The 24,513-nt window shown below is 47.3% G+C and carries 22 protein-coding genes; 2 read left to right on the forward strand and 20 right to left on the reverse strand.

The features are described from left to right. Window positions 1–174 precede the first annotated feature (174 nt). From G9G54_RS00795 to hrpB, 4 genes are all read right to left on the reverse strand, one after another. Complete coding sequence (locus tag G9G54_RS00795) at window positions 175–813, reverse strand: CatB-related O-acetyltransferase (RefSeq protein ID WP_165175562.1); 639 nt, start codon at window positions 811–813, stop codon at window positions 175–177. Between the two features lie 142 nt (window positions 814–955). After that, window positions 956–2,128: an acyltransferase gene (locus tag G9G54_RS00800; protein ID WP_165175564.1), complete on the reverse strand. Its 1,173-nt coding sequence runs from the start codon at window positions 2,126–2,128 to the stop codon at window positions 956–958. A 270-nt stretch (window positions 2,129–2,398) separates the two neighbouring features. Then, window positions 2,399–2,986: a general stress protein gene (locus tag G9G54_RS00805; protein ID WP_103047817.1), complete on the reverse strand. Its 588-nt coding sequence runs from the start codon at window positions 2,984–2,986 to the stop codon at window positions 2,399–2,401. A gap of 119 nt (window positions 2,987–3,105) precedes the next feature. Next, entirely contained in the window at window positions 3,106–5,634 is a 2,529-nt protein-coding gene (gene hrpB, locus G9G54_RS00810) for an ATP-dependent helicase HrpB (protein WP_165175566.1), read from the reverse strand. A 322-nt stretch (window positions 5,635–5,956) separates the two neighbouring features. On the opposite strand from hrpB, the gene gluQRS reads away from it, so the two are divergent. Further along, on the forward strand, window positions 5,957–6,952 hold the full coding sequence (gluQRS, locus tag G9G54_RS00815; RefSeq protein ID WP_165175568.1) for a tRNA glutamyl-Q(34) synthetase GluQRS: 996 nt from the start codon (window positions 5,957–5,959) through the stop codon (window positions 6,950–6,952). A gap of 64 nt (window positions 6,953–7,016) precedes the next feature. Here gluQRS and G9G54_RS00820 read toward each other — a convergent pair whose 3' ends face one another. From G9G54_RS00820 to G9G54_RS00845, 6 genes are all read right to left on the reverse strand, one after another. Next, window positions 7,017–7,391, reverse strand: coding sequence for a DnaJ family domain-containing protein (locus G9G54_RS00820; protein WP_165176685.1), 375 nt, complete (start codon window positions 7,389–7,391; stop codon window positions 7,017–7,019). A gap of 114 nt (window positions 7,392–7,505) precedes the next feature. Then, the gene (locus tag G9G54_RS00825; protein WP_061829457.1) at window positions 7,506–7,700 is read right to left on the reverse strand and encodes a hypothetical protein; all 195 of its coding nucleotides are present in this window, start codon (window positions 7,698–7,700) and stop codon (window positions 7,506–7,508) included. A gap of 105 nt (window positions 7,701–7,805) precedes the next feature. Then, complete coding sequence (locus tag G9G54_RS00830; RefSeq protein ID WP_081330748.1) at window positions 7,806–7,973, reverse strand: aspartyl-phosphate phosphatase Spo0E family protein; 168 nt, start codon at window positions 7,971–7,973, stop codon at window positions 7,806–7,808. Between the two features lie 364 nt (window positions 7,974–8,337). Continuing rightward, window positions 8,338–9,732, reverse strand: coding sequence for a helix-turn-helix domain-containing protein (locus tag G9G54_RS00835; RefSeq protein ID WP_165175569.1), 1,395 nt, complete (start codon window positions 9,730–9,732; stop codon window positions 8,338–8,340). A gap of 1,259 nt (window positions 9,733–10,991) precedes the next feature. Then, the gene (locus G9G54_RS26170) at window positions 10,992–11,108 is read right to left on the reverse strand and encodes a CRISPR-associated endonuclease Cas1 (RefSeq protein WP_416381841.1); all 117 of its coding nucleotides are present in this window, start codon (window positions 11,106–11,108) and stop codon (window positions 10,992–10,994) included. A gap of 348 nt (window positions 11,109–11,456) precedes the next feature. After that, complete coding sequence (locus tag G9G54_RS00845; protein ID WP_165175570.1) at window positions 11,457–12,566, reverse strand: NADH:flavin oxidoreductase; 1,110 nt, start codon at window positions 12,564–12,566, stop codon at window positions 11,457–11,459. A 216-nt stretch (window positions 12,567–12,782) separates the two neighbouring features. Here G9G54_RS00845 and G9G54_RS00850 point away from each other — a divergent pair, with 216 nt between their 5' ends. Continuing rightward, on the forward strand, window positions 12,783–13,364 hold the full coding sequence (locus G9G54_RS00850) for a TetR/AcrR family transcriptional regulator (protein WP_165175571.1): 582 nt from the start codon (window positions 12,783–12,785) through the stop codon (window positions 13,362–13,364). Window positions 13,365–13,614: 250 nt separating this feature from the next. Here G9G54_RS00850 and G9G54_RS00855 read toward each other — a convergent pair whose 3' ends face one another. The 10 genes from G9G54_RS00855 to G9G54_RS00900 form a co-directional block, all read right to left on the reverse strand. Beyond that, window positions 13,615–14,799 (reverse strand): aminotransferase class I/II-fold pyridoxal phosphate-dependent enzyme, encoded by a 1,185-nt coding sequence (locus tag G9G54_RS00855; RefSeq protein ID WP_165175572.1) that lies wholly within the window; start codon window positions 14,797–14,799, stop codon window positions 13,615–13,617. A gap of 1 nt (window position 14,800) precedes the next feature. Beyond that, window positions 14,801–15,730 carry a D-alanine--D-alanine ligase gene (locus tag G9G54_RS00860; RefSeq protein WP_165176687.1) on the reverse strand — a complete coding sequence of 310 codons (930 nt, stop codon included), beginning with the start codon at window positions 15,728–15,730 and terminating at the stop codon, window positions 14,801–14,803. A 108-nt stretch (window positions 15,731–15,838) separates the two neighbouring features. Continuing rightward, a complete protein-coding gene (locus tag G9G54_RS00865; RefSeq protein ID WP_165175573.1) occupies window positions 15,839–17,323 on the reverse strand; it encodes an aminotransferase-like domain-containing protein in 1,485 nt (494 codons plus the stop codon). 263 nt (window positions 17,324–17,586) lie between these two features. Further along, the gene (locus G9G54_RS00870) at window positions 17,587–18,396 is read right to left on the reverse strand and encodes an SDR family oxidoreductase (protein WP_061829403.1); all 810 of its coding nucleotides are present in this window, start codon (window positions 18,394–18,396) and stop codon (window positions 17,587–17,589) included. A gap of 262 nt (window positions 18,397–18,658) precedes the next feature. After that, window positions 18,659–19,495: a hypothetical protein gene (locus tag G9G54_RS00875; protein WP_165175574.1), complete on the reverse strand. Its 837-nt coding sequence runs from the start codon at window positions 19,493–19,495 to the stop codon at window positions 18,659–18,661. A 12-nt stretch (window positions 19,496–19,507) separates the two neighbouring features. Then, window positions 19,508–20,260 carry a vWA domain-containing protein gene (locus G9G54_RS00880; RefSeq protein ID WP_013309992.1) on the reverse strand — a complete coding sequence of 251 codons (753 nt, stop codon included), beginning with the start codon at window positions 20,258–20,260 and terminating at the stop codon, window positions 19,508–19,510. An 84-nt stretch (window positions 20,261–20,344) separates the two neighbouring features. After that, the gene (locus G9G54_RS00885; protein WP_165175575.1) at window positions 20,345–22,390 is read right to left on the reverse strand and encodes a hypothetical protein; all 2,046 of its coding nucleotides are present in this window, start codon (window positions 22,388–22,390) and stop codon (window positions 20,345–20,347) included. A 201-nt stretch (window positions 22,391–22,591) separates the two neighbouring features. After that, window positions 22,592–22,867, reverse strand: a complete 276-nt coding sequence (locus G9G54_RS00890) for a WXG100 family type VII secretion target (protein ID WP_013309990.1) — start codon at window positions 22,865–22,867, stop codon at window positions 22,592–22,594. 249 nt (window positions 22,868–23,116) lie between these two features. After that, complete coding sequence (locus G9G54_RS00895) at window positions 23,117–23,653, reverse strand: WXG100 family type VII secretion target (protein ID WP_061829458.1); 537 nt, start codon at window positions 23,651–23,653, stop codon at window positions 23,117–23,119. A gap of 5 nt (window positions 23,654–23,658) precedes the next feature. Continuing rightward, window positions 23,659–24,501 (reverse strand): hypothetical protein, encoded by an 843-nt coding sequence (locus G9G54_RS00900; protein WP_165175576.1) that lies wholly within the window; start codon window positions 24,499–24,501, stop codon window positions 23,659–23,661. Between the last annotated feature and the right edge of the window lie 12 nt (window positions 24,502–24,513).

Below are 24,513 nucleotides of genomic sequence, written 5' to 3' on the forward strand. Positions count from 1 at the left end.
AGTTTATGAGAACTCTCCATCCCTTGTGACCTGTTTTAAGATGGTGAGAGATATAGAATGAGGCGATATAGAGTAGTGTGCGCAGCGCTGAGAAATGATTTTATTGTTCTTGCTATTATGAATTTTTCATATGTTGAAATAATGTAACTAAAGCTAAAAAAATAGAGTTACAGATTACGAAGACTGGATTAATTGTTTTAAGGCCTCCGTATCGTTACTTGTCAAAACAGGAATATATTCTGTTATTTTTTGGATGTCCCAGTCCCACCATTTCAGGGTTTGGAGCATCGCTATAGTTTCCTCATCAAACCGATAACGAATTAACTTCGCGGGATTTCCTCCTACAATGGAATATGGCAGAACATCTTTTGTCACCACGGCATTTGACGCAATGATCGCGCCATCACCAATTTGAACTCCGGGCATAATGGTAGCATTGTAACCAATCCAAACATCATTTCCAACCACAGTGTCCCCTTTGTAGCCCCCACTTAAATTGGGTACACCAACTTCCCAATCTCCGCCAAACGCTCCAAAAGGAAAAGTGGTAAACGCATTGGTATTATGATTAGCGCCATTCATAATAAATTTGGCTTTGGCTGCAATCGCGCAAAACTTACCAATCTTTAATTTGTCCCCTATAAAATCAAACTGGTAAAGGACATTTTTCTCAAAATCCAAAGGGTTATCATCATCGTCATAATAGGTATAATCCCCGATTTCGATATATGGATTAATCACTACATTGTTCAAAAAACACAGACTTCTAATATTTTTCATCGGAAAAACGCTTCTTATATCTGGACCACTCATTTAGCGACCCTCCCCATATGGATGTGAACATCCAGTCTATCAGTATGTGTACTATTAAACAAATGTAGATAGAAAAGTATCCCTTGGCCTTATTTCTTGGCGTTGGGATACTCTTGTGAACATATGTGATTGGGTTATCAAATCAGGCTTGCTTTTGTAAGGCTGGCGGACCTCCAGTCGGGCGAGGACGAACCCGAAGCCCCACGATCCATTTGCCCAGAGGCAAACGTGCCAGCAACCATGTTCCAGCAACGGAAAAGATCATACAGAGAACGAATGAAGCCAGCGTACGAAGAACGTGACTCCAGTCTGCAAACAACGTCTCGTCAAAATAATAGGTCATACGTAGCATAAAGGCATGCATGAGATACGCTCCATAGGACAACGTTCCGATGGCCGTCAACATACTCGCCGCACGTCCCCCCTTATGAGCAATCCACGTCGCTACCCGATAAGCTACAAAAATAGACGCAACGCAATATACAGCCATGATCGGACGCAGCAGAGATAAATAGTTAAAGGAAATAACTGTACCTCGCGGCGTCTGGAACTGACCGATCATCTCATACAGTAAGTAGCCTGTAATCACGATAAACAACGGCCAGTATATCATCTGTGCTTTGGTTACCCAAGCATTCCAACGCTTGACGTTCATCCCGGCTGCCGCTCCTAGCACAAAATAAAAGAAAAAATAGATCACATTCCGGTCAGCGTACAGGGTAAACCAAGAGGTAATAACCGGAAGCTGGAGCTTATCCATCGCTTGGTATACGGGTCCAACGGCGAACATGAGCAAAATATATAGCACGCCGAATCCAGCCAATGCAGCGGGTCGCCATTTTGACGGCAGCAGCGCAGACAAATGACGGACCGCATAACGAAACACGGGAAATAACACATAACACTGGATAATCATAACGATGTACCATAGATGATAGCTGCTTTTCCCGTTCAACAACTTCTGGAAAAAATCAAGTGGGTGAATATATCCACCACTTTGGGCAAGCTGATTTCCCAATTCGTATAAAAGAGACCATATGATATAAGGAACGATGATGTCCATGAATCTTTTACGTAAAAACGTTCCGTACTTTAAGGCTCCATCATAATTGTAAAATAACACCATTCCAGTGATAAATACAAACACAGGAACTGCAAATTTGGAACATAGCAGTAAAAGTGTCATCAATACCCCGTCCTGGATGCGCGCCCCCTGCGCAACCGCATAGTGTGCGACGGAATGCTGAAGAACAACGGCCGCAAAAGCCAGCCCTCTCAGCAAAGCGACTTCGGAAATTCTCTCTTTTTGACTCATGTCACTCTCCTGTTACATCTAGCAATTTATAAATCCAGGATTTTTGCAAAATCCTCAATCTATTATAACGACAATTCTGTAAAAATATATAGAAGGTTAAACGTGCCAACGGCATGCAAAGCATCGTTTATCTCAGGTTTATCAATGAGTAAAAATATGTAAAAGCAGCAGTCCTCCCTCTCAGGGAGACTGCTGCTGTAAAAACAACCTATATGCAAAGGAAATAGGAAAGCCTACTGTACATCACTCTCTTAACTAGCCGTAAGGTGTTTACAGGTTCCTTCTAGTATCTGTGTACACATCTGTACGCGGCGTGTCCGCCACCGTATCATCATACGTTCTGTAACGATCCGCATTCAGCGAACGGTTGGTGCGGAAAATATCATAAACATCCCTGTGATGGTCAGCGGAATCCACCAGCACTAAAATCTTGCCCTGATCGACGTAGGTCTCGTATTGACGTGCATCATCCTCTGGAATGCCCAGCCCGACCAGTCCACCGACCAAGCCACCTGCTCCCGCTCCGACAGCTGCTCCGGTAAGAGTAGCCGCGATAGGTCCAGCGGCAAGGATAGGTCCGATACCCGGAATAGCCAAGGCCCCGATGCCTGCCAGCAAGCCAGCGACACCGCCTACAACTCCACCTGTAGCCGCACCTGTCGCTACACCCTCCGGTGCCTTCGTGCCTGTCTCTTCGCTAATCGTCCTCAGCTCGTCACGGTCACGGGTGATCACAGAAATCTCACTGCTTGGAATTCCTTTGCTCTGCAATTGTCCTATCGCACGAGATGCTTCCTGTTCTGTATCAAAAACACCAACAATTTTCTTTTCATTATAATCGTTTAAGTTATTAGCCATGATAGTTACCTCCCAAATATTTTAGTGTTGAGTGGTTCGTTTTTCATTACCCCACTATTATGACGTTTAAACGATTTTACAAAAATTCAAAAAGTCGATTAGCATAAAATAGCTTCTATTTAACGCTTTGGCTTTGCTCTGTTGGTCGCCACAGCTTCCAGTGGATCATCCGGCCAATAATGCTTGGGATATCTGCCCTTTAGATCCTTTTTGACCTCAAAATAAGCCTCGCTCCAGAAGCTGGACAAGTCGGAAGTCACTTGGACAGGTCGCTGGGCAGGTGACAGTAAATGCAATACAATTGGCACACGTCCGCGTCCAATACGAGGCGTATCCCCCATACCGAACAACTCTTGTAGTCGTACGGCCAGCGCTGGTGCCTCAGGATTTGAATAATCGACAGGAATGCGGGAACCGCTGGGTACGCGGATATGCGTCGGCGCTTCCTGATCAAGCAGCTGCCGCTGTTCCCAATCCAGCCTGCCAAGCAGCAATGCAGCACTGTCCAGCCGTTGCAGATCGGATACATTTTTGGCTCCTATAGCAAAAGGTAGCAGCCACGCTTCCAGAGAATCCAGCAATGCCGATTCCGTGCAATCCGGCCAGTCCTCAGGGGCCGAGAAGTGCATAAAAATCAAACGCGCCTGCAACTGGAGGGTTTGCCGATTCCATGACAGCAGCTTTAGACCTCGTTCACGGACACCCTGCATCAAGGCAGCAGCTACTTCCTCTGCCGGAGGTCGCTCATAGGACGTTTCCTTTAAGACAAGTGAGCCCAGCCGCAGTACTTTGCGGGCTCTCACTGCTGAGGCGGAGCTATCCCAGTATACGTTAGCTTGTTCCAACAGCATTTCACTGCAATGTTCGACCAGCTCTTGCAGTTCAATTGGTGCCGCCAACTGAATGGCACCGTCTGCTCCCTCGTCGTCCACTTCAGCGGCGACGAGATAGGACGAACGCGACATCCACTCCACTTGTCGGAGTCGCGCCCCCCGACCGCCGCTAAGCAAAAAGCGGCCATCCCCCCGGCCCTGCGCGATCCGATCCGGATACGCAAAGGCCAGCAGCAACCCGCAAGCCGCGGAGCCGTCAGGCTCGTCCTGCGCTGCGGCTGCTGTTGGCAGCGTGGCTAGCAGCTGCCGGCTCTCCTGCACGATACGGCGAATCACCGTATCGTCTGCTGCCCGCAGCAGGCTGTGCGTGCTGCGGGCATAGGCCGCCTCGCGCAGGGCATCCAGTCGCGGGCGCAAATCCGTTCCGCCATGAGTGCGGAACGGGTCACGCTCTTGCAGCAGCGCAGCCAGACGGCTGGCAGTTGGTGCCAGGCCGAGGGCCGCAGCACGCAACAGCATGTGCCCAAGGCGCGGGTGCGTGCCCAGGGCGGACACCTCGCGCCCATGCGCGGTAATGCCGCCTGTAGTGCCATCGGCTGCTGCATCCAGACAGCCGAGCTGGTGCAGCAGACCTGTGGCCTGGCGGTACGCCGCCTCAGGCGGGGCATCCAGCCAGACCAGCTCGGCGGGCTCACGCACGCCCCAGGCCGCCAACTCCAGCGCAAGCGGGGCGAGATCCGCCGCGGCGATTTCCGGCCGGCTGGCATCGGGGAGCGCGGCTTGCTCCTGCGCGCTCCACAGCCGGTAGCATACGCCCGGCTGGAGGCGGCCCGCCCGTCCGCGCCGCTGATCGGCGGAGGCCTTGGACACCTTGACCGTGGTCAAACGGCTCATGCCGGTTCGCGCGGAAAATACAGACTCCCGCGATAGTCCGCTGTCGATCACCACCGTGATTCCGGCGATGGTCAAGCTAGACTCGGCAATTGAAGTGGCCAATACCACTTTTCGACTGCCCGAAGCCGACGGGCGTATTGCTTCATCCTGCTGCTCCAGCTTCATGCTCCCATACAGCGGAATGACCTTGACATGTGCTGGTAAATGCTTTGAAGCCAATTCTCGTTCCGTTCTGTGAATTTCTCTAGCCCCTGGTAAAAACACCAGCAGATCACCTTCATGAGCATGGAGTACCTTTTCTACCGTCTCAACCGTAAAGGACTCTAATGAAGTTGACGAAGGTTTGGATATATGAAAGGTTTCTACCGGAAATACAGTGCCTGGACATTCCAGCAATGGCGCATCCCCTAATAATCTACATACAGGCTCTGCCTCCAGGGTGGCAGACATGATTAATATCTTCAAATCCGGTCGCAACAGTGCCTGGCTTTGCAGGGCAAGTGCCAATCCCAAATCTGCATGCAGGCTGCGTTCATGAAACTCATCAAAAATAATCAGGCCGACTCCCTCCAACGCCTGATCATGTTGTAGCATCCGGGTCAGTACGCCCTCCGTAACCACTTCAATCCGTGTGTTTGGCCCTACCTTTGTATCCATACGAACCCGGTAACCCACGGTCTTCCCGGTGGGCTCTCCGAGCGCTTTTGCCATTTGCGCTGCTGCTGCACGCGCTGCCAAACGCCTCGGCTCCAGCATAATCATCTTTTGCCCTGCCAGCCACGGCTCATGCAGTAGCTCCAGAGGCGTTACCGTCGTTTTCCCCGCTCCCGGCTGTGCAATCAGTACCGCCGCCGAATGGGATTGCAGTGTACGTTTAAGCTCGGGGATCACTTGCATAATAGGCAGTTGTTTATCTGTCAATGAAATCTCTCCAATGATACGCTTGATGCGTAGAATCTAAGTTTTAATTCCTTTATTATTATGAATTTTTCATTACCTGTAATTATCGAACACTGAATAGAAAAGGTTAAGCTAACCCTCTGGAACTTCTCTTCGGTCTGTCGTGCATAATTCTTCTAAATCTATTATACAGATATTTAAATTTCCCGTCTGGCCATCGCAGCTATGTAAGTTTTCTGTGTTAGCTCCTATACCTGTCGGGATGCACTCGCGGCAAGATCGTTTTATAATATGGTCGATATGATTGCTGAAGGACGGAACATAGAATCGAGGTCACTTTCGTATGGAATTACAGGCCCAACCCATCAGAGGGCGTTTTGCCCCAACACCATCGGGATGGATACACTTAGGAAACGCTCGTACTGCCTTATTATCCTGGCTGCACGTTCGTTCCCTGGGCGGAACCTATATTTTGCGCATGGAAGATATTGATATGACGCGAGCTCGCAGCCAGTTGGCGCAAGGGATTATGGAAGACTTGCGCTGGATCGGGCTGAATTGGGACGAAGGACCCGACGTAGGCGGTCCCTACGGTTCCTACACTCAAAGCCAACGGCTGGAACGCTACCAGTCTGCATTGGAGAAACTACAGAGGCAAGATTTACTGTATCCTTGTTTTTGCAGTCGGGCCGACATTCTGGCCGCCGCCCATGCTCCACATGGACTGTCTGGTGAAGGACCCGCATATTCAGGGGCATGTCGTAATCTTAGCTTTCAAGATGTCGTAGCCAAAGCACAATATAAACTCCCTTCACTTCGCTTTAAAGTACCGCAATATCCAGATGCCGTTATTTCGTTTCATGATCAGGTAGCAGGTCATGTGGCCTTTGGTGCGGCTGAGGGGGGCGATTTTATCGTCAAACGAGCCGACGGCATGTTTTCCTATCAGCTGGCTGTCGTTATCGATGATGCGGATATGCATATGACCGACGTACTACGCGGGTATGATCTTCTCGATTCGACTCCCCGTCAGCTATTGCTGTACCAAGCTTTGGGGTTGCAGCCGCCACGTTTCGCACACGTTCCCCTTGTCCTAGGCCCTGATGGGCGAAGGCTGGCCAAACGACATGGTGGCGTAGCACTCCGAGCTATGCGCCGACAAGGGGTCACACCGGAAGCAGTCATTGGCTGGCTCGCCTATTTTTCCGGGCTACTGGATTCACCTGAGCCTGTGAAGGCTGAGGATTTAATCGATGACTTTCATTTGGACAAACTGCCCAAAGAACCTGTCATCCTGACGAAACAATGCCTCACGAGATTATCTGCACTGCAACGGTAATGAGGTAAAGCACAGAAATCAAAGTGTACGGGCAAGGGCATTCCGCCCTTTGCTCCTCTCGCTTCTATTCCTCCAGTCGCTTACGCATAGCGGACTCATATTCATAAAATACAGACGACGTATTCAGCCCTCTTTCCTCCAGCAGCATACGGAGACGAAGTGATTTTTCAGTCAGCCTGCGACTGATCCGCTCTCGCTCTCCTGCCTCATGACAAGCGTGAAGCAAATCACGTAATTGGACACATTCCTTTTGTAACTGAAGCTCTTCCGGTAAAATGCCTGCATTCTTCAACAGCTTGTACGACATCCGCAGCTCCTCTGGAACATGTGACAAATCCTCGATGACCAGTGGCTTGCCCGCTCCCGGTAAATGATCAAACTCACCTTTGGCCATCGCCTCGGCAATCTTCTGCTCTGCCATTCTGGAGAACATCCCCATCACTCCTTGTTTTAAGCTTCCTATGTACAATCTATATTAAAGAAACCTGGAGTCCTTTGCCACTGTAGCTTACATATCATTAGGATGTCCTGTATCCATAAAGGAGAAAGAGGGTTATTCTTCGATCCCAAGCAATTGAGATACTTGTACTCTATATTTTTTGGCCTTACGTGTTCCGTGAATGAGATTGGACAAACGGCTAGCAGGAATATGATAGGTGTCACAAAAAGTTCTCTGATCCATTTGAATTTCAACTAGCTTTTGTTTGATTTTCCAGCCAAAAGGAGTTACAGGATTTCGTTTGTTCAACAACGTTACCACCTCTTCATAAGTATAGGATTTAGAATTTTGATTGGGGTTTGGGGATTGGAGTTCGTCTTCTTCCTTTAAAAGCGCGTCTTGCACACACATTAGCTAAGATTTCATTTTGCAGGTTTGGTATTGATTCAATAGTTCATCCAGTTTCATGGATTGTTCAATCACTTTGGGATGCGTTAAAAATCCGTATTTCTTCTGAATTTGGTACAGTCTTTTTCTGGCCCGTTCGACACGAAGTAAAGTCACACCTGGATTCATCAGCATGATTCCCCCTTCTGTGTCATATCCTAATACAAAACGTAAATTTTTGGATTTTTTGAAAATTTGCTCGACAAAAAAAATGCTTCTGGAGCATTCCAGAGGCACTTTTTTGGCGTTTTATGTTTATTTAAAATGCAACAGACTCCTACAAAATGAACTTAAAATTCAACTATTGATTCACTACGCAGCCCGATATTGCTTCCCATCGTCACCGCCCCTGTATTTCCTGAATAAAGTCAGATTAAGGTTAAAATCCGTGGTAAAGGCGACCGCTTTACTTGCACAGCAACATTCTGCCTTCTTCGTTTTCCATATATATTTTATTTTATTCAACTTGGAATCAACACTGAGAAATGATTAATAACTATTAATAATAAAATAATCTTTCTTTTCGCCCTTCTCTAACTAAACTTTCATACTTTGTACACAATCTAAAGTCTGCAAATTGTTTGAACTGCTCAAATAATCTTATGCAGCTAATGAAAAAGGCTTCTTTGTTAATGACTAATGATTTAGATAAAACGTCTAGTAAATTTTTAAATCCATATGAATAATTACCTTTATTTAAGTAGTATTTAGCCAGTTCATATTTAAAACGCGTTAATTGTTCTGGAACCACTTGATGAGTGTACATATCAGCAGATGGTTGCTGTTGGGTGATCGAATCGATCTCCGTTTCGAACTGCTTAAGTACTTCATCCACATCAACTTGAAATCGGTTAGCCGCCATCATAATATTCAATAGTTGAGTAACCATTTCTTTAGTGGTGTTTGATGATACACTAATATATTCAACATAATCCGGAAGCACACTTATATCTCCGGATAATAATTTATTAACGTAAGTATTACATAGCGCCCAATTTTGAAATAGTTTAATCCAATGCAGAGTATCCTCATCTGTCTCTTTGACCCAATCTAAATTAACGTAGGCGTATGTATATTGTAGAGCTTGTTGATAATCACCTTGGGCTTCACAGACACTTGCACACAATAAATCAGCATAGGTGATATACACAAACAATGGACGGCTCAGCCTCTTTTCAATTTCCGCAGACTTTCGCTTTTTCTGCTGATGCTCTAATGTATATTGGATTTCCGCTTTATCTCTCATTTTTCGAGCGGTCACATCAAGCCTGTCCCACAAGCGCAAAGATCGATACACATTCGCCAAATCTTTTAGCGCATCAAGCTGGTCTATTTCATCCAGACGTTCCACGAAGGGTTCAAATAGCGTTGCTGCCTTGAGATTACGGCTTTGGTCGTCTCCAACTTGAATCGAGAATATACGATATTGGCAGGTGGCCAAGCGTTCAGAATGCTGATATTTCTCCACTTCTGCGACATTCTCATAGAGAGGCAGCGCAGCAGCATGTCGTCCCTGTTCAAATAATGCTTCTGCAACATCAAATAGCCTAGTCGCATACAGCGGATTATCCATGATATGTCCAACCATTCGACGGATTGCATCCAGCTTGTCCAGCTCCGCACAACGATACAATAATGGCTCGATTCGCCTAAAATTCGGGGAAAGGTCAATGATGTAATTTTCTATGTATAGATCGTAAAAATAGCCTTCTGGCAAATCCATAGCCACAGTGATTCGGTCTAGCTGCTGTATGGAAACAGGACGATGCTGAGTAATCCAATGACTAAGTGTTCTTTGATGAACCCCTGAATATTCGGCAAATTGACTCAACGTCATATCATTTTGTTTTAGATAATCCTCAAACTCCGCTGAAATCGTAGGTGTATGCTTCAAGTCATAACCACCCTTCACATAAAAATTCCATTATTTTAAAAATCACCCTCTATTCTTCTCCATAATTAACCATCTGTCAATATATTATGCAGCTAATGTTTATAACGAAAATTCAGCATAACTTACACACAAGGGAAGATTGTGAAAACGAATAGCAAAAGTAAAATTGGATTGCCGAAATAAAAGGTTTCACAGAGTTGACATGACTATTTCATCTCTCCACATTCTTTACTATTAGTAAATGATATAGAGTTCCCAGGTAGAAACTCTGTTGAACCTTTTAATCAAATGAAAAATCCCCCGATTTTGATGTAATCAAGGGATACATAGGTTCATTTCTCTCGCTTTGATAATGCCAAATTGATTATTTCTCCACTCACAATTCCTGTCAGAATTGCATAGATTCCCATAGCACTCATCTGATATCCCAAAGCATAAAATACCCCTATAACTATTGCGTAGTTCAATAGAATCGTTGCATAACGCTTTAGAAACTTACTAATGGAAATCCTCATAAGCAACTCCCACCTTATTTTATACTTCAACATAGTAAATGTTAGTTCATTATTGTATAAAAGTAAGGGGGAATTTGTCGATTAAGGAATCCGTTAAAAAGAAATTTGCACTTGTTCACTGCTGGGCAGGCCACGAAATAAGACTTCTTTTTTCATATCATTCACGCACTCACATGGAGTGCGACAGCAAAAATGAAGTAATTCATACCCTAATGATATCAATTCCACACATTCTCGTAAAAAACGATGCCAAAAAGGCTTGGATCAACCATTGCCCTTTTCTGAAGGCAACCGATTCAATTGCTTTTCGACATTTTTCGAGGTGCGAAGGACCCGGGATTTTTATGTGAGCTTCACATTCGCACCTTACAGAATCAGCGGACTTTCCATATCGTAAGCTTCTTTGGCCCCTATATGATCCACTTTCTTTTTGTAGTTATCTTCTAAGTTGTAGAAGCGCAAGCTGTCTTCTGTTTTGTCTATCAACTCTTCGAGTTCGTACTTTAAACGTCGAATTGGGTAAAATCCGAAATACATTCACATAGGGATAAATAATCCTATCCTGTTTCATTGTGCCAGGCCTTCATTACGATTTTTCCTTGTAACATCGTTCATCATGGCAGCCCCGTTTTCTTTTTTTGTAAAATCTTTTATTTAATCATTTTTCTTATTAATCAATGTAAGGATAAAACGGCCGGCATATACTTCTCGAAGTTCTTCCATCACATCCAATGCCGATAAGGCTCACTCTGAACAACCTCTATGCAGAAAACCTACATAAGCATCCAAGCCCACAGCTTCCAGTGCCCATTTCATATCGTTGGACAGCAGTGTATAGGCAAAAGATAATAGGGCATTCACAGTATCTAACGGCGGGCGTTTATGGTATCCATGGAAGTGAAAATCATCTTTTTGCTGTAAGATCAGCCCATCCTAACGGAATTGTACTGAACCGTCGCCGTCCCTTCCAAACCGCACAGCCTGATACACTTTTGGATTTCGGTTTGGGGATAGCAGGCCGCAATCGTCTTCGTCAGTGTATTCTTTTTCTGATCTTATCGTCCATCTGTTTTCGTTTGGTTGTTTACATTGTCTTTATACAAATATATCATCACCCTAATTTATGAAATCAAACAAGCGGATCAAGGCTGGATGTCTTAACCTGCTTGTTTGGTTTTCTTATGTCACCTTCTTATGACAAGCACGCAATCAATACAGATTGGCTGCAGACTCAGGAGTAAAGGCTAGAATGTCCTCTGTCCGTCCCTCCCGGATTTTCTTCGCCCATGCCGGATCACCCAGGAGCGCGCGTCCGACAGCTACCAGATCAAACTCACAGTTATCCAGCCGCTTCAGCAGCTCCTTCAGTCCTTGGTTGTCTGCCTCCTCTCCATCTGCAGGATCATTGTCCATGCCTACGGAGCCAACAGTAATCGTTGTCTTCCCGGTGAGCTTCCTCACCCATCCGGCAAGACTAAGCTCCGAACCTGCAAATTCCGGTTCCCAGAATCGGCGCGTCGAGATATGAAAAATGTCTACGCCCGCTTGTACCAGCACAGTCAGGAATTGCTCCAGCTGCTCCGGCGTATCTACCAGCTTCGCCGTATAATCTGCCATTTTCCACTGGGACAGGCGCATGGAGATCGGATAATCCGGGCCGACGGCAGCGCGGACTGCCTGGACAATCTCGGCTGCAAACCGGGTACGCTTCAGGAAATCGCCGCCATAGCGGTCCGTCCGTTGATTGGTTTTCTCCCAGAAGAATTGGTCGATCAGTAAGCCGTGACCGCCCGACAGCTCAATTCCGTCGAAGCCAACCTGCTGTGCATTTACTGCCGCATCGGCAAAGGATTGGATGACCTTGGCAATTTCTTCTTCCGTCATCGGCTCGCTTACTTTGTTCCCCTGCATATCCAGTCCCGAAGGCCCAATCGACGGAGCGTCCGGGTAAGGCTGGGAACCCACGGGGCGAATCATCCCCATATGCGATAACTGCGGGAATATGACCCCTCCAGCCTCATGGACCTGTCTGACCACTTCCCTCCAGCCGTTCAAAGGGGCTTCGCCAAAGATACTAGGAAGTCCGGGCTCACTTGTTGCAGCCGGATGGTCGATCATGCCTACGGTGATGACGAGCCCTACCCCGTTCTCTGCGCGGCGTCGGTAATAGGCGGCAGTATCCTCACCCGGCACTCCTTCCGGTGCAAAAGCACGCGCCATCGGCGACATTACAATCCGGTTAGGTATAGTTAATTGATGAACCGTATGAGGTTCAAATAAGGCCTCCAGTGAATGAGTTTGCTGCTGCTCTTTAGTCAAGAATAACGCCTCCTATAGTTTCAATAATTATTTTCAAAGTGGATATGAGTGCAATAGTATCAAGCTCCTGTTCCCGCTTCAACCAACAATCCGACTAATTTGTTGCTTAAGCAAGAAGTGAAAAAAACTGTCGTATTGGGAGATAATAATTGTTGTCTATTCAACACATGTTTATAATAAGAGATTAGTATCTTTACTGAAAGGAGTGTTCAAAGGATGGCTGGTGTACTTCCTCCCAATCCAAACGACCCGCGCGTCATTCGGACACGTCAATTAATTCTGGATGCTTTCATTCAGCAGTTGAACATCATGGACTTCAACTCGATAACTATCGGTGACATCACCAAGGCAGCCACGATTAACCGGGCGACCTTCTATGCACATTTCCCGGATAAATATGCGCTGTTCGAAGCCTTTTTGCTGGACGCATTTACGAATATGGTAGTCTGTAAAGTCGATACGAAAGGACCTTTGACGAAGAAGACGCTTCTGGAGCTTATTGTGTCATTATGTAATTACCATGAAACAAGCCACCACTGCTTCAAGAAATACGATTCAGTGGCCCTCTTGCTTGAAGAAAATATCAAGCTGCATCTTGAGAAACTCACCCTTCAGCTGATCTCTGGAGCAGACGCCGCTGCGGACTCGAAGTCGCTCGCAACCGCAGCAACCCTGTTAAGCTGGTCTTTATACGGTGTTACCTACCGCTGGAACCTGGAGGGAAGAACAGAGCCCCCCTCCGAGCTGGCTGTGCGGGTAATGCCGCTGATCACCGACGGGTTCCACATGTTCAATTAATGCAAAATGGCATGCGGATTAACTACCAAAAGGTAGTTAATCCGCCTCTAGATCGTTTTTTAATTTGAACCCATTGATCGTCGCGTATTTCGTATCGTCTTTTCATATCTCAATTTACCATCATTTAACTATGATTTATAGTTTGAATACACGCCCTAGAAAAATACCTTTATGTTTTCAAAAAACATAAAGGTATTGTAAAATATTTCATAAAGACGTTCGGCAAAATTTGAGTTATTAACCCTGTTCATCATACCGGCTGCATTACCTGCATAAACCTTCCCATCCGTTCCAGCGCCTTCTCCAAATCGACGAGCGAGGCTGCATATGAGCAGCGAATAAAGCCCTCTCCGCCTGATCCGAATACATGTCCCGGTACGACCGCCACCTTCGCTTCCTTCAGCATACGAAGTGCAAACTGCTCAGATGACATGCCACTAGAAGTAATTGAAGGGAAGGCATAGAAAGCCCCTTCAGGCTCATGACAAGCAAGCCCGATTGCATTCAAGCCGGCCACAAACAGCTTGCGACGTTCGTCGTAGCTCGCCATCATCTCATCCTTGGCAGCCAAGCCATGACGCAATGATTCCAGCGCGGCAATCTGTGCAATGGTGGGCGCACACATGGCTGTGTACTGGTGGATTTTCAGCATGCCGGCAATCAGCTCATGCGGACCGCACGCATAGCCTACCCGCCAGCCTGTCATCGCAAATGCTTTGGAAAAACCGCTGATGACAATCGTACGCTCCTTCATGCCCGGCAAGGAGGCGATACTGACATGCTTTCTCCCGTAAGTCAGTTCGGCATACACTTCATCCGAAATGACGACCAGATTATGTTTGATAATGAGCTCTGTAATCGGTAGCCAATTCTGCTTCGTCATAACTGTTCCAGTCGGATTACAGGGATAATTGATCATTAAAACCTTTGAATGAGGTGTAATTGCCGCTTGCAGCGCTTGCGGGGTCAGCTTGAATTGCTCCTCTGCCGTAGCCGCCACCTCTACAATTTTACCGCCATGCAGATGGGTAATGGGTTCATAGGCAATATAGCTTGGTGCTGGAATCAGCACCTCGTCACCCGGATCGATCACTGTTCGCAGCGCCAAGTCGACGGCTTCACTGCTCCCCACCGTCACAATCATTTCCTGCTCAGGGTCATAGGAAAGCGCCAAGCTGCCGGAAAAATAAGCAGAGATCTCCTCCCGCAGCTCCATCAAGCCGGCATTCGAAGTATATTTCGTCTGTCCTTCACGCAGTGCCTGAATGCAAGCTTCACGTACCTTTTCCGGTGTAACGAAATCAGGCTCTCCGACCCCAAGGGCGATTGTACCTCCGCCTGCTGCATTCAGATCAAAAAAAGCGCGAATTCCCGATGGGCGAATATCCCGTACGCGCGAGGATATAAACCGCCCTGTCCCCATTTCACTAAACATATTACGCCATCCTCCATTCCTGTTTCCGCTCATGGAGCGAGCTGGCAATAATATGGTCGAGTAGCTGTGTAAAGGTTATACCCGCAGCTGCCGCACTCTTCGGAAGCAGGCTGTTGGCGGTCATTCCCGGTAATGTGTTCACTTCCAGCACGTAAGGTCTATCCTGACACAAAATCATATCGATCCTTGCATAGACCTTGCATTGTAGCAGCCGGTAGCTGGCCAGTGCCGCCTCGCGCACTCGCTGCTCAATAACGGTGGGAAGCTCGACCACCTTCTCCTCAGCGCCGCCGACCTCGTATTTTGCTTTGTAGTCGAACCACTTCGAACGAGCAGAGCTAATGCTAATAATCGGTAATACCTCGCCATCTACGATGGAACAGGTAATCTCCGTCCCTTCATAATAGTGCTCAATCAAGATCGCTTGATCCAAACTGCAAGCCTCCTGAACAGCCGGCAGCAGTTCCTTCTCATTTTGTACAAGCTGGATGCCGATGCTGGATCCCCCCGTATTCGGCTTCACAATAACCGGATAGCCCAAATGCTCCACCACCTGCGGATCATAATCGTCCATCCCCTGCCAGTAAAGGCCTGCAGGCGTATGCACACCCGCTGCCTTCAACAGCATCTTGGACAACTGCTTATTCATGCATAAGCTGCTTGCCAGGACACCGCTGCCTGTGTAGGGAATGCCCAGTGTCTCCAGCGCTCCCTGCACCGTGCCGTCCTCGCCATACTGACCATGCAGTGCCAACAGCGCGATATCAATGCCTGCCTGCTGGACCTGCGCGATTAAATCCGCTCGATGCTCGATCACCATTGGAACCACTTCATAACGGCTGCGATCCAAATGATTGATCATCTCTTGACCTGTCTGCAGAGAAATCTCACGCTCAGAGGAAATACCGCCCATAATAACGCCAATTTTCATCATGACACCTCATTTTTCTTCAAAATCTTTATGTGGCTACGGATGTTCATCCGATCACTATTGCTTCTTCGAAACAATATTCCTTCTCTATAGCTCTTTTCTTAATCCTTATGCCTTAAGAAAGTTACGCGTCTGTTTACCGATTATTTGAATACCCCGTTCGATATTTTCATCCGTTACCCGTGAAAACCCAAGCCGCAATGTATTCGTCCCTTCGCCTTCTTGAATAAAAAACTTGTCTCCCGGTGTAAAAATGACACCCTGTTCTGTGCAAGCTTCTAGCAGCTGGCGTGTATTTACGCCTGTCGGGAAGGTAAGGAACAAATGCAAGCCCCCGTCACCAGACACCTGCGCCTCAGGAAGATGTGCTTCACAGCATGTCTTTGTCAGCTCATATTTGCGCTTATACTCTGTACGTGCTTTTTTTACATGTTTATCGAAATTTCCGTTAAGCATATATTGGTATAAAATCGATTGATCGATTGTTGAGGTATGAATGGTGCGCGCACGCTTAATGCTTTCCAGAGTGTCAATCAGTGCTCGGTCTCCAAGCACCCAGCCCACTCGCAAGCCAGGGAACAGCACCTTGGAGAAGCTGCCAATATAGATTACTCCGTTCCCTTGCCCTGCTGTCGCTATTAAGGGCGCAACATGCGCTCCCGAGTAGCGCAGCTCCTCATTGAATCCATCCTCAATCACCGGAATCTGATAGCGCATCATTAATTTCATAACAGCGCTGCGCTTTGCTGGCGACATGACGATGCCTGTCGGATTATGATAGGAAGGAGTCAAATAGGCCAAATCGAAGCTATTGGTCTGCAGTACCTCCTCTAGCCGCTCCACATCAATACCGTCACGCTCCATCGGAATGCCGGTAATCTCAAATCCTTGCAGCTTCAAATTTTTGATCGCTGTGTGATGGGTCGGATTTTCACAAATCGCCGCTCCGCGGCGTGCAGAAGGGCGTAAAGCCGACAGCACAATGTCAAAGCCTTCTGTAAAACCGCCTGTAATCAGCATATCCTTGCCAATTATATCGACGCCCTTGTTCTCCATATAATGCATCAGGTAATCAATCAGCGGCTTGTAGCCCTTGGCATAGCCGTAGTTGAGCAGCACCTGCCCTTCGATTGCCATCCGATCCATAAAAGCTCGCCTTACATCCCCCAGATCAAACAGCTGCTCATCCGGAGCGATGCTTGTGAACGAGATAGTTCCCTTTTGGGCACGAATGCCCTGCTTCATCATATCCAGATCAACAGCCGATACAGCATACTCGTTCATTCTTGCCTTCCAGTCGATCTCCCAGGTGGCAGAATCGTCAGATCCTCCGTTATCTACGGCTGACTGGCCCACCATGGCGGCCACATAACTACCCTTTCCGGGAATTGCATACGCAAATCCGTCATCCTCCAAGCCTTCATAGGCTGCAATGACGGTATTGCGGCTCACCTTAAGCAGAACGCTCATTTCTCGTGTGGAAGGCAGCTTCTGATCCGCCTGAAGCGCCCCTTTTATAATTAAACGATTGACGTATTCTTTTACTTGTATCGAGACCGGGCGGTCACTGACGAGCTTGAAATCCTGGAACATCCTTCATCGCCTCCCCCCATAATGATGGCATACAAGACGAGTGAAAAAAAAGAACCACCGCACTGGATTTTTCATCCTTCGGTGGTTCTTCCGTATTTTATCTCCTGTACGCCCTCGTATTCTTGCCTCATTCCCTCGCATCATTGCCTCTCATCGCGCCCATTGCGAGCATTGTACATATCACCAAGCATCGTGAAGCTGATGAAAGTAATAGTCAACATATTTGTCATCCAGGCTGTCGATCAGCGTATGGACAGTATTCTCTAAAATAATAACGACTCTGCCCCATCAATTACAATTTGTGCACCAGTAATGTGACGCGAATGATCAGAAGCCAAAAATGTCACCAAATCAGCTACCTGCTCGGGTTGACCCGGCCCATCAGCCAACGGTTGCCCTCCTTCGGGAAACTTGACGGGGATGGTAATTTGCTTTAACCCTTCCGATTTCTCCGTGGTTTCATCAATATTCGTCGAAATGGCACCCGGATAGATGACATTCACACGAATACGGAACTTAGCCAACTCCAGCGCAGCCATTTTAGCAAAACCGGTTTGACCCGCCTTCGATGTGCTGTAGGCTGACATTCCAAAGCTGGTAAAGCGCTGATTTCCATTAATGGAGCTGGTAATAATAATGCTGCCGCCACCGTTCTTTTTCAAATGTGGTATTGTATACTTCACCGTCAGGAAGGTACCATCCAGATTCGTGGACAATGTTTGCCGCCAATCCTCAATGCTCAGATCCTCAATCGGCCCGACGACACCGTTAATCCCCGCATTGGCAAAAATGATATGCAGCCCTCCAAATAATTCAACCGCTTCCAGAACTGCTTTTTCCACACGCACCGGATCGGCAATGTCCACGTCAAAAGCCCGCGCTGATCCTTCACGTATAGCATTAATTTCTCTTTCTGTCTCCGAAATGCGCTCATTACTTACGTCAAAAAGAGCGACATTCGCTCCTTCTCTAGCCATCTGAATGGCCGTTGCCTTGCCAATCCCAGAACCAGCTCCCGTAATTAGAGCGGTTTTGCCTTCAAAGCGCGCGCCTCCTGCATATGTGTAGCTCATATGTATCGCTCCCTTTCAGTAATCTGTATAATCACAAGATTACCCAAAAGGATATACTTTATAATCACTATTTTTGCGCATTTTTTGCTATTCCTTTGCGATATTTAAGAAAAGTACGAATATTACGCGTATTAGCGCCTCTTTCCTTCTCTTCCTCGTTACATTCTACAAATATCTTAAAGAATCGTATGTTCTATGTATTCATCAAAAAAAGGACGTATACATCCATATCCATGGTTGTATACGTCCTTTTCTTATTTATTTACCACTGCAACTCAATAAATGCAGCATCATCATCAAGTCCCCCGGTATGGGATGCATCCAGCAATACCTGTATCTGCTCATCAGGGACAGGCTCGCGAATGGGGTCTAAATCGGATAAACCGTCCGTATATACCTGTAATCTCATCGGCATATCTGCGGATATGCTTCTTTCATACCAATGAGGCTTCCCTCCAATCGGCCCACGACTTGTAGACCAGCGCTCCGCTGTAGAGAAAGTATGATCGAACAGCTCGCTGATTTCCTCGGCACCGTTCCATAGTCGCAAACGTGAATCTCCTTGCCAGGCAAGTCGGAGACGGCCACGGCTACCACGCTTCGGCAGTTCGATTTTACCGCAAATATACATGGACTGGCTTCCCTGACGACGTTTATCTTCCAATACCGAACGCATTAAGCCTGATTCGTGATCCAAAGGCTGCCGACCCAGTTCCTCTGCCGCTGTACCTGCCAAACGTTCAAGGTACACTCTCAATTGATCAGCAGACAGATCTTGTCCCCGTTCCATCCAATCCAGTAAAGAAGAACCCAGATAGCGGGCTGCAAAATCTCCTCGGTAACTGAGCCCGACACCATCACACAAGACAAAACAACAGACGGATTTATGAATACGTACTGCGGCGAAATCCTGTCCGCTTTCCCCCATACTGGCAGATTCGGCAGATCTTCCATAGCCATAACGACACATAAAACGACTGTGATGAGATGATAGAGGCTGATCGCCTGTCTGAGAGCTTATGTAAGCAAATTGCTGAGTCAGCCTTGCATTCATTCCCTTTTTTTTGCTCGCCGGGAGCAGGGACAGCAGTGGATTCATGCTTTTACCTCCTTACCGTACAGGCGTTGCGGCCGACATTTGGAACCCAATGGACACCAGTTCCGCACAGGTTCCGGGCAGCATCATAATGGCTCCTTCACCTAACTGATAATCTGCCTCAAACAGCATTTCTCGATAGCTTTCAGGCAGTACAGAAGACATATCACGCAATTTCACAGCATGTTCATCCTGCAACGGCGTATTATGCGTCAGACCTTTCCAGCGACGGGGGTCCTGAATAGGCGTTTCCAGCAACCTGTCAGATAAAAATATATTTTCCACCAGTACATTACCGTCCGGTACACTCATGCTCATAATACGCTTCGCAATCGGTTCTGGATCATCGCCTGTAGAAACCCCATCTGTCATATGACAGACCAATGGTGCAGGGCAATCCTGCATCCCTGGTAATTCTGCCTGCAAAATACGTTCAGCCTGCAAGAAGGCTTTTGCAGAATCTGAGAATCGTTTGGGTGTCAAATCGGGCAACGAGCCAATGGCCGCAATTTCATCTATCCCCTTAACACCATTCAGCAGGTCATACACGTCGTCACTATAAGCCAAAATCGCAATCCGATAGCGCGCTGTCAGCCGATTTCCTTTGGTTGACCGAAAAACCATCTGCCGGATCGCCAACGATATAGCTTCATATACAACGTCAATACGCCGCCGCCCCTCCATCAGCATGTTCATCGACGCGCTGATGTCAATCAGGTAAATGATCAGGGCGGGAGTACGTTGTGAAGCCTGTATTGTATAATTCATAGTTTGTACATGCTCCCCTCAGTTACCTTCTATCTCCATCTGTTTTGTATCTATCATTCCACCCATATATAAACATATGAAATATTAAATTTTAGGCAGTCTAAAATTCGTATCTCCTAAAAAGTTATAAATAGAGGAAGCCCGATATCCCACTTCACCTACCGAACGATAATAAGAAGGATTACTATCATATAGTGTTCTAAAACGCTTGGCAAAGCTCTTAGCCTTCGCAGCGCTTCCACCTTCCTGAGAGGCATACGCCTTGTTGTACAGGGAAATAAGCTGAAGAACGTTCTCCTTGTTTCGTGCATGCAAGGACTCTTTTTGCTTTTGTTCCGCCTCGGCTGCTGCCTTACGAGCTGCCTCTTCCTGGGCGGCACGAGCTTCCTGCTCTTTTTTCAAAGCCAAGTATTTTTCATACTTTGCCTGTTGATCATACGCTTTTTGCTTCGCTAACTTGGCAGCCGCCTGCTTGTTTTGTTCCTTTTGGGCGAGATAAGCTTCATATTTAACCTGTTGAGCGATAAGGGCTTGCTGTTTCTTCTGCTCCTCCTGTTGCTTTTGAGCAGCAAGTGCCTGTTGTTTGGTCTGCTGTTCCGCTTCCTGTCGTTGTTTCTCCGTCAGCAATTTTTGAGCCGCTTCCTGCTCGGCTGCCAGCTTTTCCTCGGCCGCCTTTGCAGCCTTCGCTGCCTCTTCCTGCTTGGCTGCCTCGATTTGCCGCTGATTGGACTGATCTGCAAGAATATTCACGGCTGGGATTCCAGCTGCCAATAGAACGACTGCGGCCGCAGTTGTCACGATAAATGCTTTGGATCGATACCAGGCTTTTGATTTTTCAGGTTGCTCTGGCGTCTTGGGATTCAACTGCTCCTCTAGCCCTGTGATCGCAGCCGACACCTCCACATGCAGAGGACTGCCGTCTTCTACAAAATGATACAACGACCGGTATACTTCTAGCGCTGCAGCAGGTTTGTTTTGCTGCTCCAAATCACGTGCCTGTCGGAACAGCTTGTCCGTTACCCCACGCTCTCCCTGCTCCAGGGCAGCCTGATTTATCAATGCAGCCTGTTCAGCTTTGAGCGGTGCAGGCGCTGACAAAGAGGGTGCAGCTTCACTGGCAAGGCCGCCCACCGTTGCCGATTCTATTGTTTCTGTCGCAGTAGGCTCCGGTTCTATAGCCTCAACTGGAATTTCCTGCTCAGTAACCGCATTAAGTACAACCAGCCATTCGCCAAAAGTAGGGCAACTGCTTAAATCCTGACTATCCCAGGCACGGCTGAACAATTCTACCACCTTGCTGCCCCACCGGGATTCAAGTGATTTTCGTAAAATAAAATAACGTTCACAAGGCGTCTGCATTTCATGCTGATCAAAATAACTTTCGCCCCACGCTTTGTCCACTACTACACGGTCAGACCAGCCTAGCATTTCTCCTATAATAATTGCCCCTGCAAAACGGTCTGCATACGCACTCCATAACCCGCTGTGGACGGTACGATGGGCGGCATACCCTGGCGAACCTGCCAATAGAGCATCTGGACGATCCATTTTAGTACTATACATTTGTTCCACGTCCACCAATTCCACAGCTGACGTGCCTTGAGGCAGTTCCACTTCAGAAAAAAACGGAAGCATTACATTCGGCGCCGATAAATCACAATGCGCCAATCCTTTTTGCTCCATAGCTGAACCGATCCCTGCCAATGCTCTGGCTAAAGCCAGACTATCGGAAGCCTCAAGCTGACGCTGATCTGTGAGACAATCGAACCATGTCATACCGTGAACCCATGGCATCAGCACCGCATACAGCAAATCAGGCTGCTCGGCGATCAGACTTCCGTTTCTTTCTGGAGTGAGCACATCACGCTTGCATACCTGCAAACCGGGAATATCCCCGTATGCTTCCATATGCTCCGATTGATAAACCATAGCCGGGATGCGGAACTTCGGAAAAAACACCTTAAGGGCTTTGGCCTCATGCGGCGCTCCGTTTTTGGCATTTAGCTGGTATACAATTCCCTGTCGCCCTGCTTGAGCATAGGCTAAACCGGGTGCAGCGGGATGTCGCCCAACCACATAAGCTGTGCCGTTTATGATCAATTCGTCTCCCGGATTCGGTTGAAAAGACATGAAACATCCCTCTCCTTACATCATTCAGTATGCTAGTATTCCTCACCTTATTATATACATCTATGGATGGCAAGAAAACCGGGTATCCGAAGATCGCCCGGTTTTTCCTGAACATCCTGTGCCAAACCATGAGGAATGGCTCACATATTGCTTCTTTATAGAGTGGTGTATGATAAGTTGATCCCTATCAGGCAAGGCAACTTATTTCGTTTGGTCAACCGTACGGAATTTGTTAGCGATAGCTGTCAATTCTTGGCTGATGCTATTCAAAGTCGTTACGAAAGCTTGCATTTGTTTGCTAGCTTCCTGAAACTCTTGGAAGAAGCGTTGCTTAGTCATACCTTCCCATTGACCTTCCATACCTGAGATGGACTGTGTCAAACTGGAAACGATCTGCTGGCTTTGCTCACCACTTTGTTTAAATTGGTTAGCCACCTGATCAACCTGTTCTGGGGTAATTAAAATGCGTCCTGCCATTTTTTGCGTCCTCCTTGATGATAAATAATGTTTTTGTTTATCTGGTTCAAATTGTACTATGGCTATTTAATTCCCTACAAAAGGCAAAGGACCTAATTGTTATAATCCCACTTTTTAACTAGAAAACAGCACCTAACAGTATAATATTAACAAAACAACCACCTAATAAGTCCCATAAAGCCGGGAATTGCGAAACGAATTCAAGTAAATTTTGCAATCGATCCAGATTGTCCCGGAACGCGTTCCCAACTAAGCGACAGGCTGATCTCTTGCTGTAGACGGATCAGTAAAATACCAATCCTGCGGACTGCTAGAAGACGCCTGCATCAGAATATCCTGGTGCAACGTTTCTATATCCGAAGACTGTACACCAGCAATGGCATGTACGACAGACTGCGGGTTTGAAATCAGACTGCCTCCTTCCGAAGCTTGCCCAGGCAGAATAGACGGTGATTGCTGATTCGACCAATCGAGCATCGTGACGGGTCGTCCCAATGGTTGGCTGGCAAATGACAGAATCGTTTGATAGTTGTGGTCAACAGACTGAAACTGCTCTGCCTTTCGGTTCAGTTGTGTACCTGATGTATGGAGGTAAGCATGGATCTGTTCTGACATCCGCTTGGCCTGCATCCAATGATTCAAGATCGCCTCGCGTGCAGATACATCCCAATCCAGCGATTGTAATGCCTGCTCCAAACCTGCTGTTAACTGTTGAATTTGCTCCGCCGCATGCTGTAGCTGCCCGCTAAGCCCCCGAAGCACATCCGGTTCAACTCGAATGCGCATATCCATCACCCTTCTTCTGTCACTTCTTCATTCACTGCCGACTGTTTCAACCAATTTAATAATAAATCCACAAACTGATCTCTTGAAGCCATAGCTGCAATCAGCCAGTCTCCGTTACCACTGGAGCTCATCCGAAATATCCAGTTCATTGCGGGACACAGGACAAAGGCTGCCCGTTGTGACTCCCACTCCCTACCGTTCCAGACCAGCAATTGCAATTCTCCCTCGGCTACACGGGAACTCAAAGACTGAGCCAGGCTTGCAGACCCCACTGCATCTCCGCTAGCCTCGGTCAGTTTACTGCTGATCAGAGATACACTTTCTCCTGCCGACTGCTCGTAAATTTTATTAAATGCCTGCTTGGAGAACATAAGTGCGGGGGATTCAGGCACAAGTCGATCTACCCAACCCATTTTATCAATCAATGTTTCGCAAGCCTTTTCCACATTACCCAGATCGTACAGTCGATACTCATCGGGTTCATCAGCGGATTTCACGAGTTCCACTACACGTTCGTTCGTGCAATGGAGATAGCCTTCAAACTGCTTGCCTCCCCGCACATAGCGTATACGGCAAGCCCTGTTGGATAATCCCGCGATAGCGACTCTTGAAAAAACGGTAGGAGGCATTGCTAGCTCTTTGCCCTTATCTGCCCGCTTTAGATAACCCTTTTCCAAAAGAGTAGCTTTTACCTGCTCCCACTCTTCCGCCAACTCCTCTGCTAGATAGCCCTTAAACGGATCTTCCACCCCAAGCAGTCTGTCAGAACCCAATACGCCTGCTAGAAAAAACAGTTCCTTCGCCTTAAGGGTTATTAACTTCTGCTTGGAAGCTTGAAACGTTAACATTATGAGCCACCT

Source organism: Paenibacillus sp. EKM212P (genome assembly GCF_011066115.1).
Taxonomy (GTDB): domain Bacteria; phylum Bacillota; class Bacilli; order Paenibacillales; family Paenibacillaceae; genus Paenibacillus; species Paenibacillus polymyxa_B.

Excerpts from the sequence above, each read along its gene's own strand:
- G9G54_RS00795 (WP_165175562.1), bottom strand. The coding sequence starts at position 813 with ATGAGTGGTCCAGATATAAGAAGCGTTTTTCCGATGAAAAATATTAGA.
- G9G54_RS00800 (WP_165175564.1), bottom strand. The coding sequence starts at position 2,128 with ATGAGTCAAAAAGAGAGAATTTCCGAAGTCGCTTTGCTGAGAGGGCTG.
- G9G54_RS00805 (WP_103047817.1), bottom strand. The coding sequence starts at position 2,986 with ATGGCTAATAACTTAAACGATTATAATGAAAAGAAAATTGTTGGTGTT.
- gluQRS (WP_165175568.1), top strand. The coding sequence starts at position 5,957 with ATGGAATTACAGGCCCAACCCATCAGAGGGCGTTTTGCCCCAACACCA.
- G9G54_RS00820 (WP_165176685.1), bottom strand. The coding sequence starts at position 7,391 with ATGGGGATGTTCTCCAGAATGGCAGAGCAGAAGATTGCCGAGGCGATG.
- G9G54_RS00830 (WP_081330748.1), bottom strand. The coding sequence starts at position 7,973 with ATGCTGATGAATCCAGGTGTGACTTTACTTCGTGTCGAACGGGCCAGA.
- G9G54_RS00850 (WP_165175571.1), top strand. The coding sequence starts at position 12,783 with ATGGCTGGTGTACTTCCTCCCAATCCAAACGACCCGCGCGTCATTCGG.
- G9G54_RS00855 (WP_165175572.1), bottom strand. The coding sequence starts at position 14,799 with ATGTTTAGTGAAATGGGGACAGGGCGGTTTATATCCTCGCGCGTACGG.
- G9G54_RS00860 (WP_165176687.1), bottom strand. The coding sequence starts at position 15,730 with ATGAAAATTGGCGTTATTATGGGCGGTATTTCCTCTGAGCGTGAGATT.
- G9G54_RS00865 (WP_165175573.1), bottom strand. The coding sequence starts at position 17,323 with ATGTTCCAGGATTTCAAGCTCGTCAGTGACCGCCCGGTCTCGATACAA.
- G9G54_RS00870 (WP_061829403.1), bottom strand. The coding sequence starts at position 18,396 with ATGAGCTACACATATGCAGGAGGCGCGCGCTTTGAAGGCAAAACCGCT.
- G9G54_RS00875 (WP_165175574.1), bottom strand. The coding sequence starts at position 19,495 with ATGAATCCACTGCTGTCCCTGCTCCCGGCGAGCAAAAAAAAGGGAATG.
- G9G54_RS00880 (WP_013309992.1), bottom strand. The coding sequence starts at position 20,260 with ATGAATTATACAATACAGGCTTCACAACGTACTCCCGCCCTGATCATT.
- G9G54_RS00885 (WP_165175575.1), bottom strand. The coding sequence starts at position 22,390 with ATGTCTTTTCAACCGAATCCGGGAGACGAATTGATCATAAACGGCACA.
- G9G54_RS00890 (WP_013309990.1), bottom strand. The coding sequence starts at position 22,867 with ATGGCAGGACGCATTTTAATTACCCCAGAACAGGTTGATCAGGTGGCT.
- G9G54_RS00895 (WP_061829458.1), bottom strand. The coding sequence starts at position 23,653 with ATGCGCATTCGAGTTGAACCGGATGTGCTTCGGGGGCTTAGCGGGCAG.
- G9G54_RS00900 (WP_165175576.1), bottom strand. The coding sequence starts at position 24,501 with ATGTTAACGTTTCAAGCTTCCAAGCAGAAGTTAATAACCCTTAAGGCG.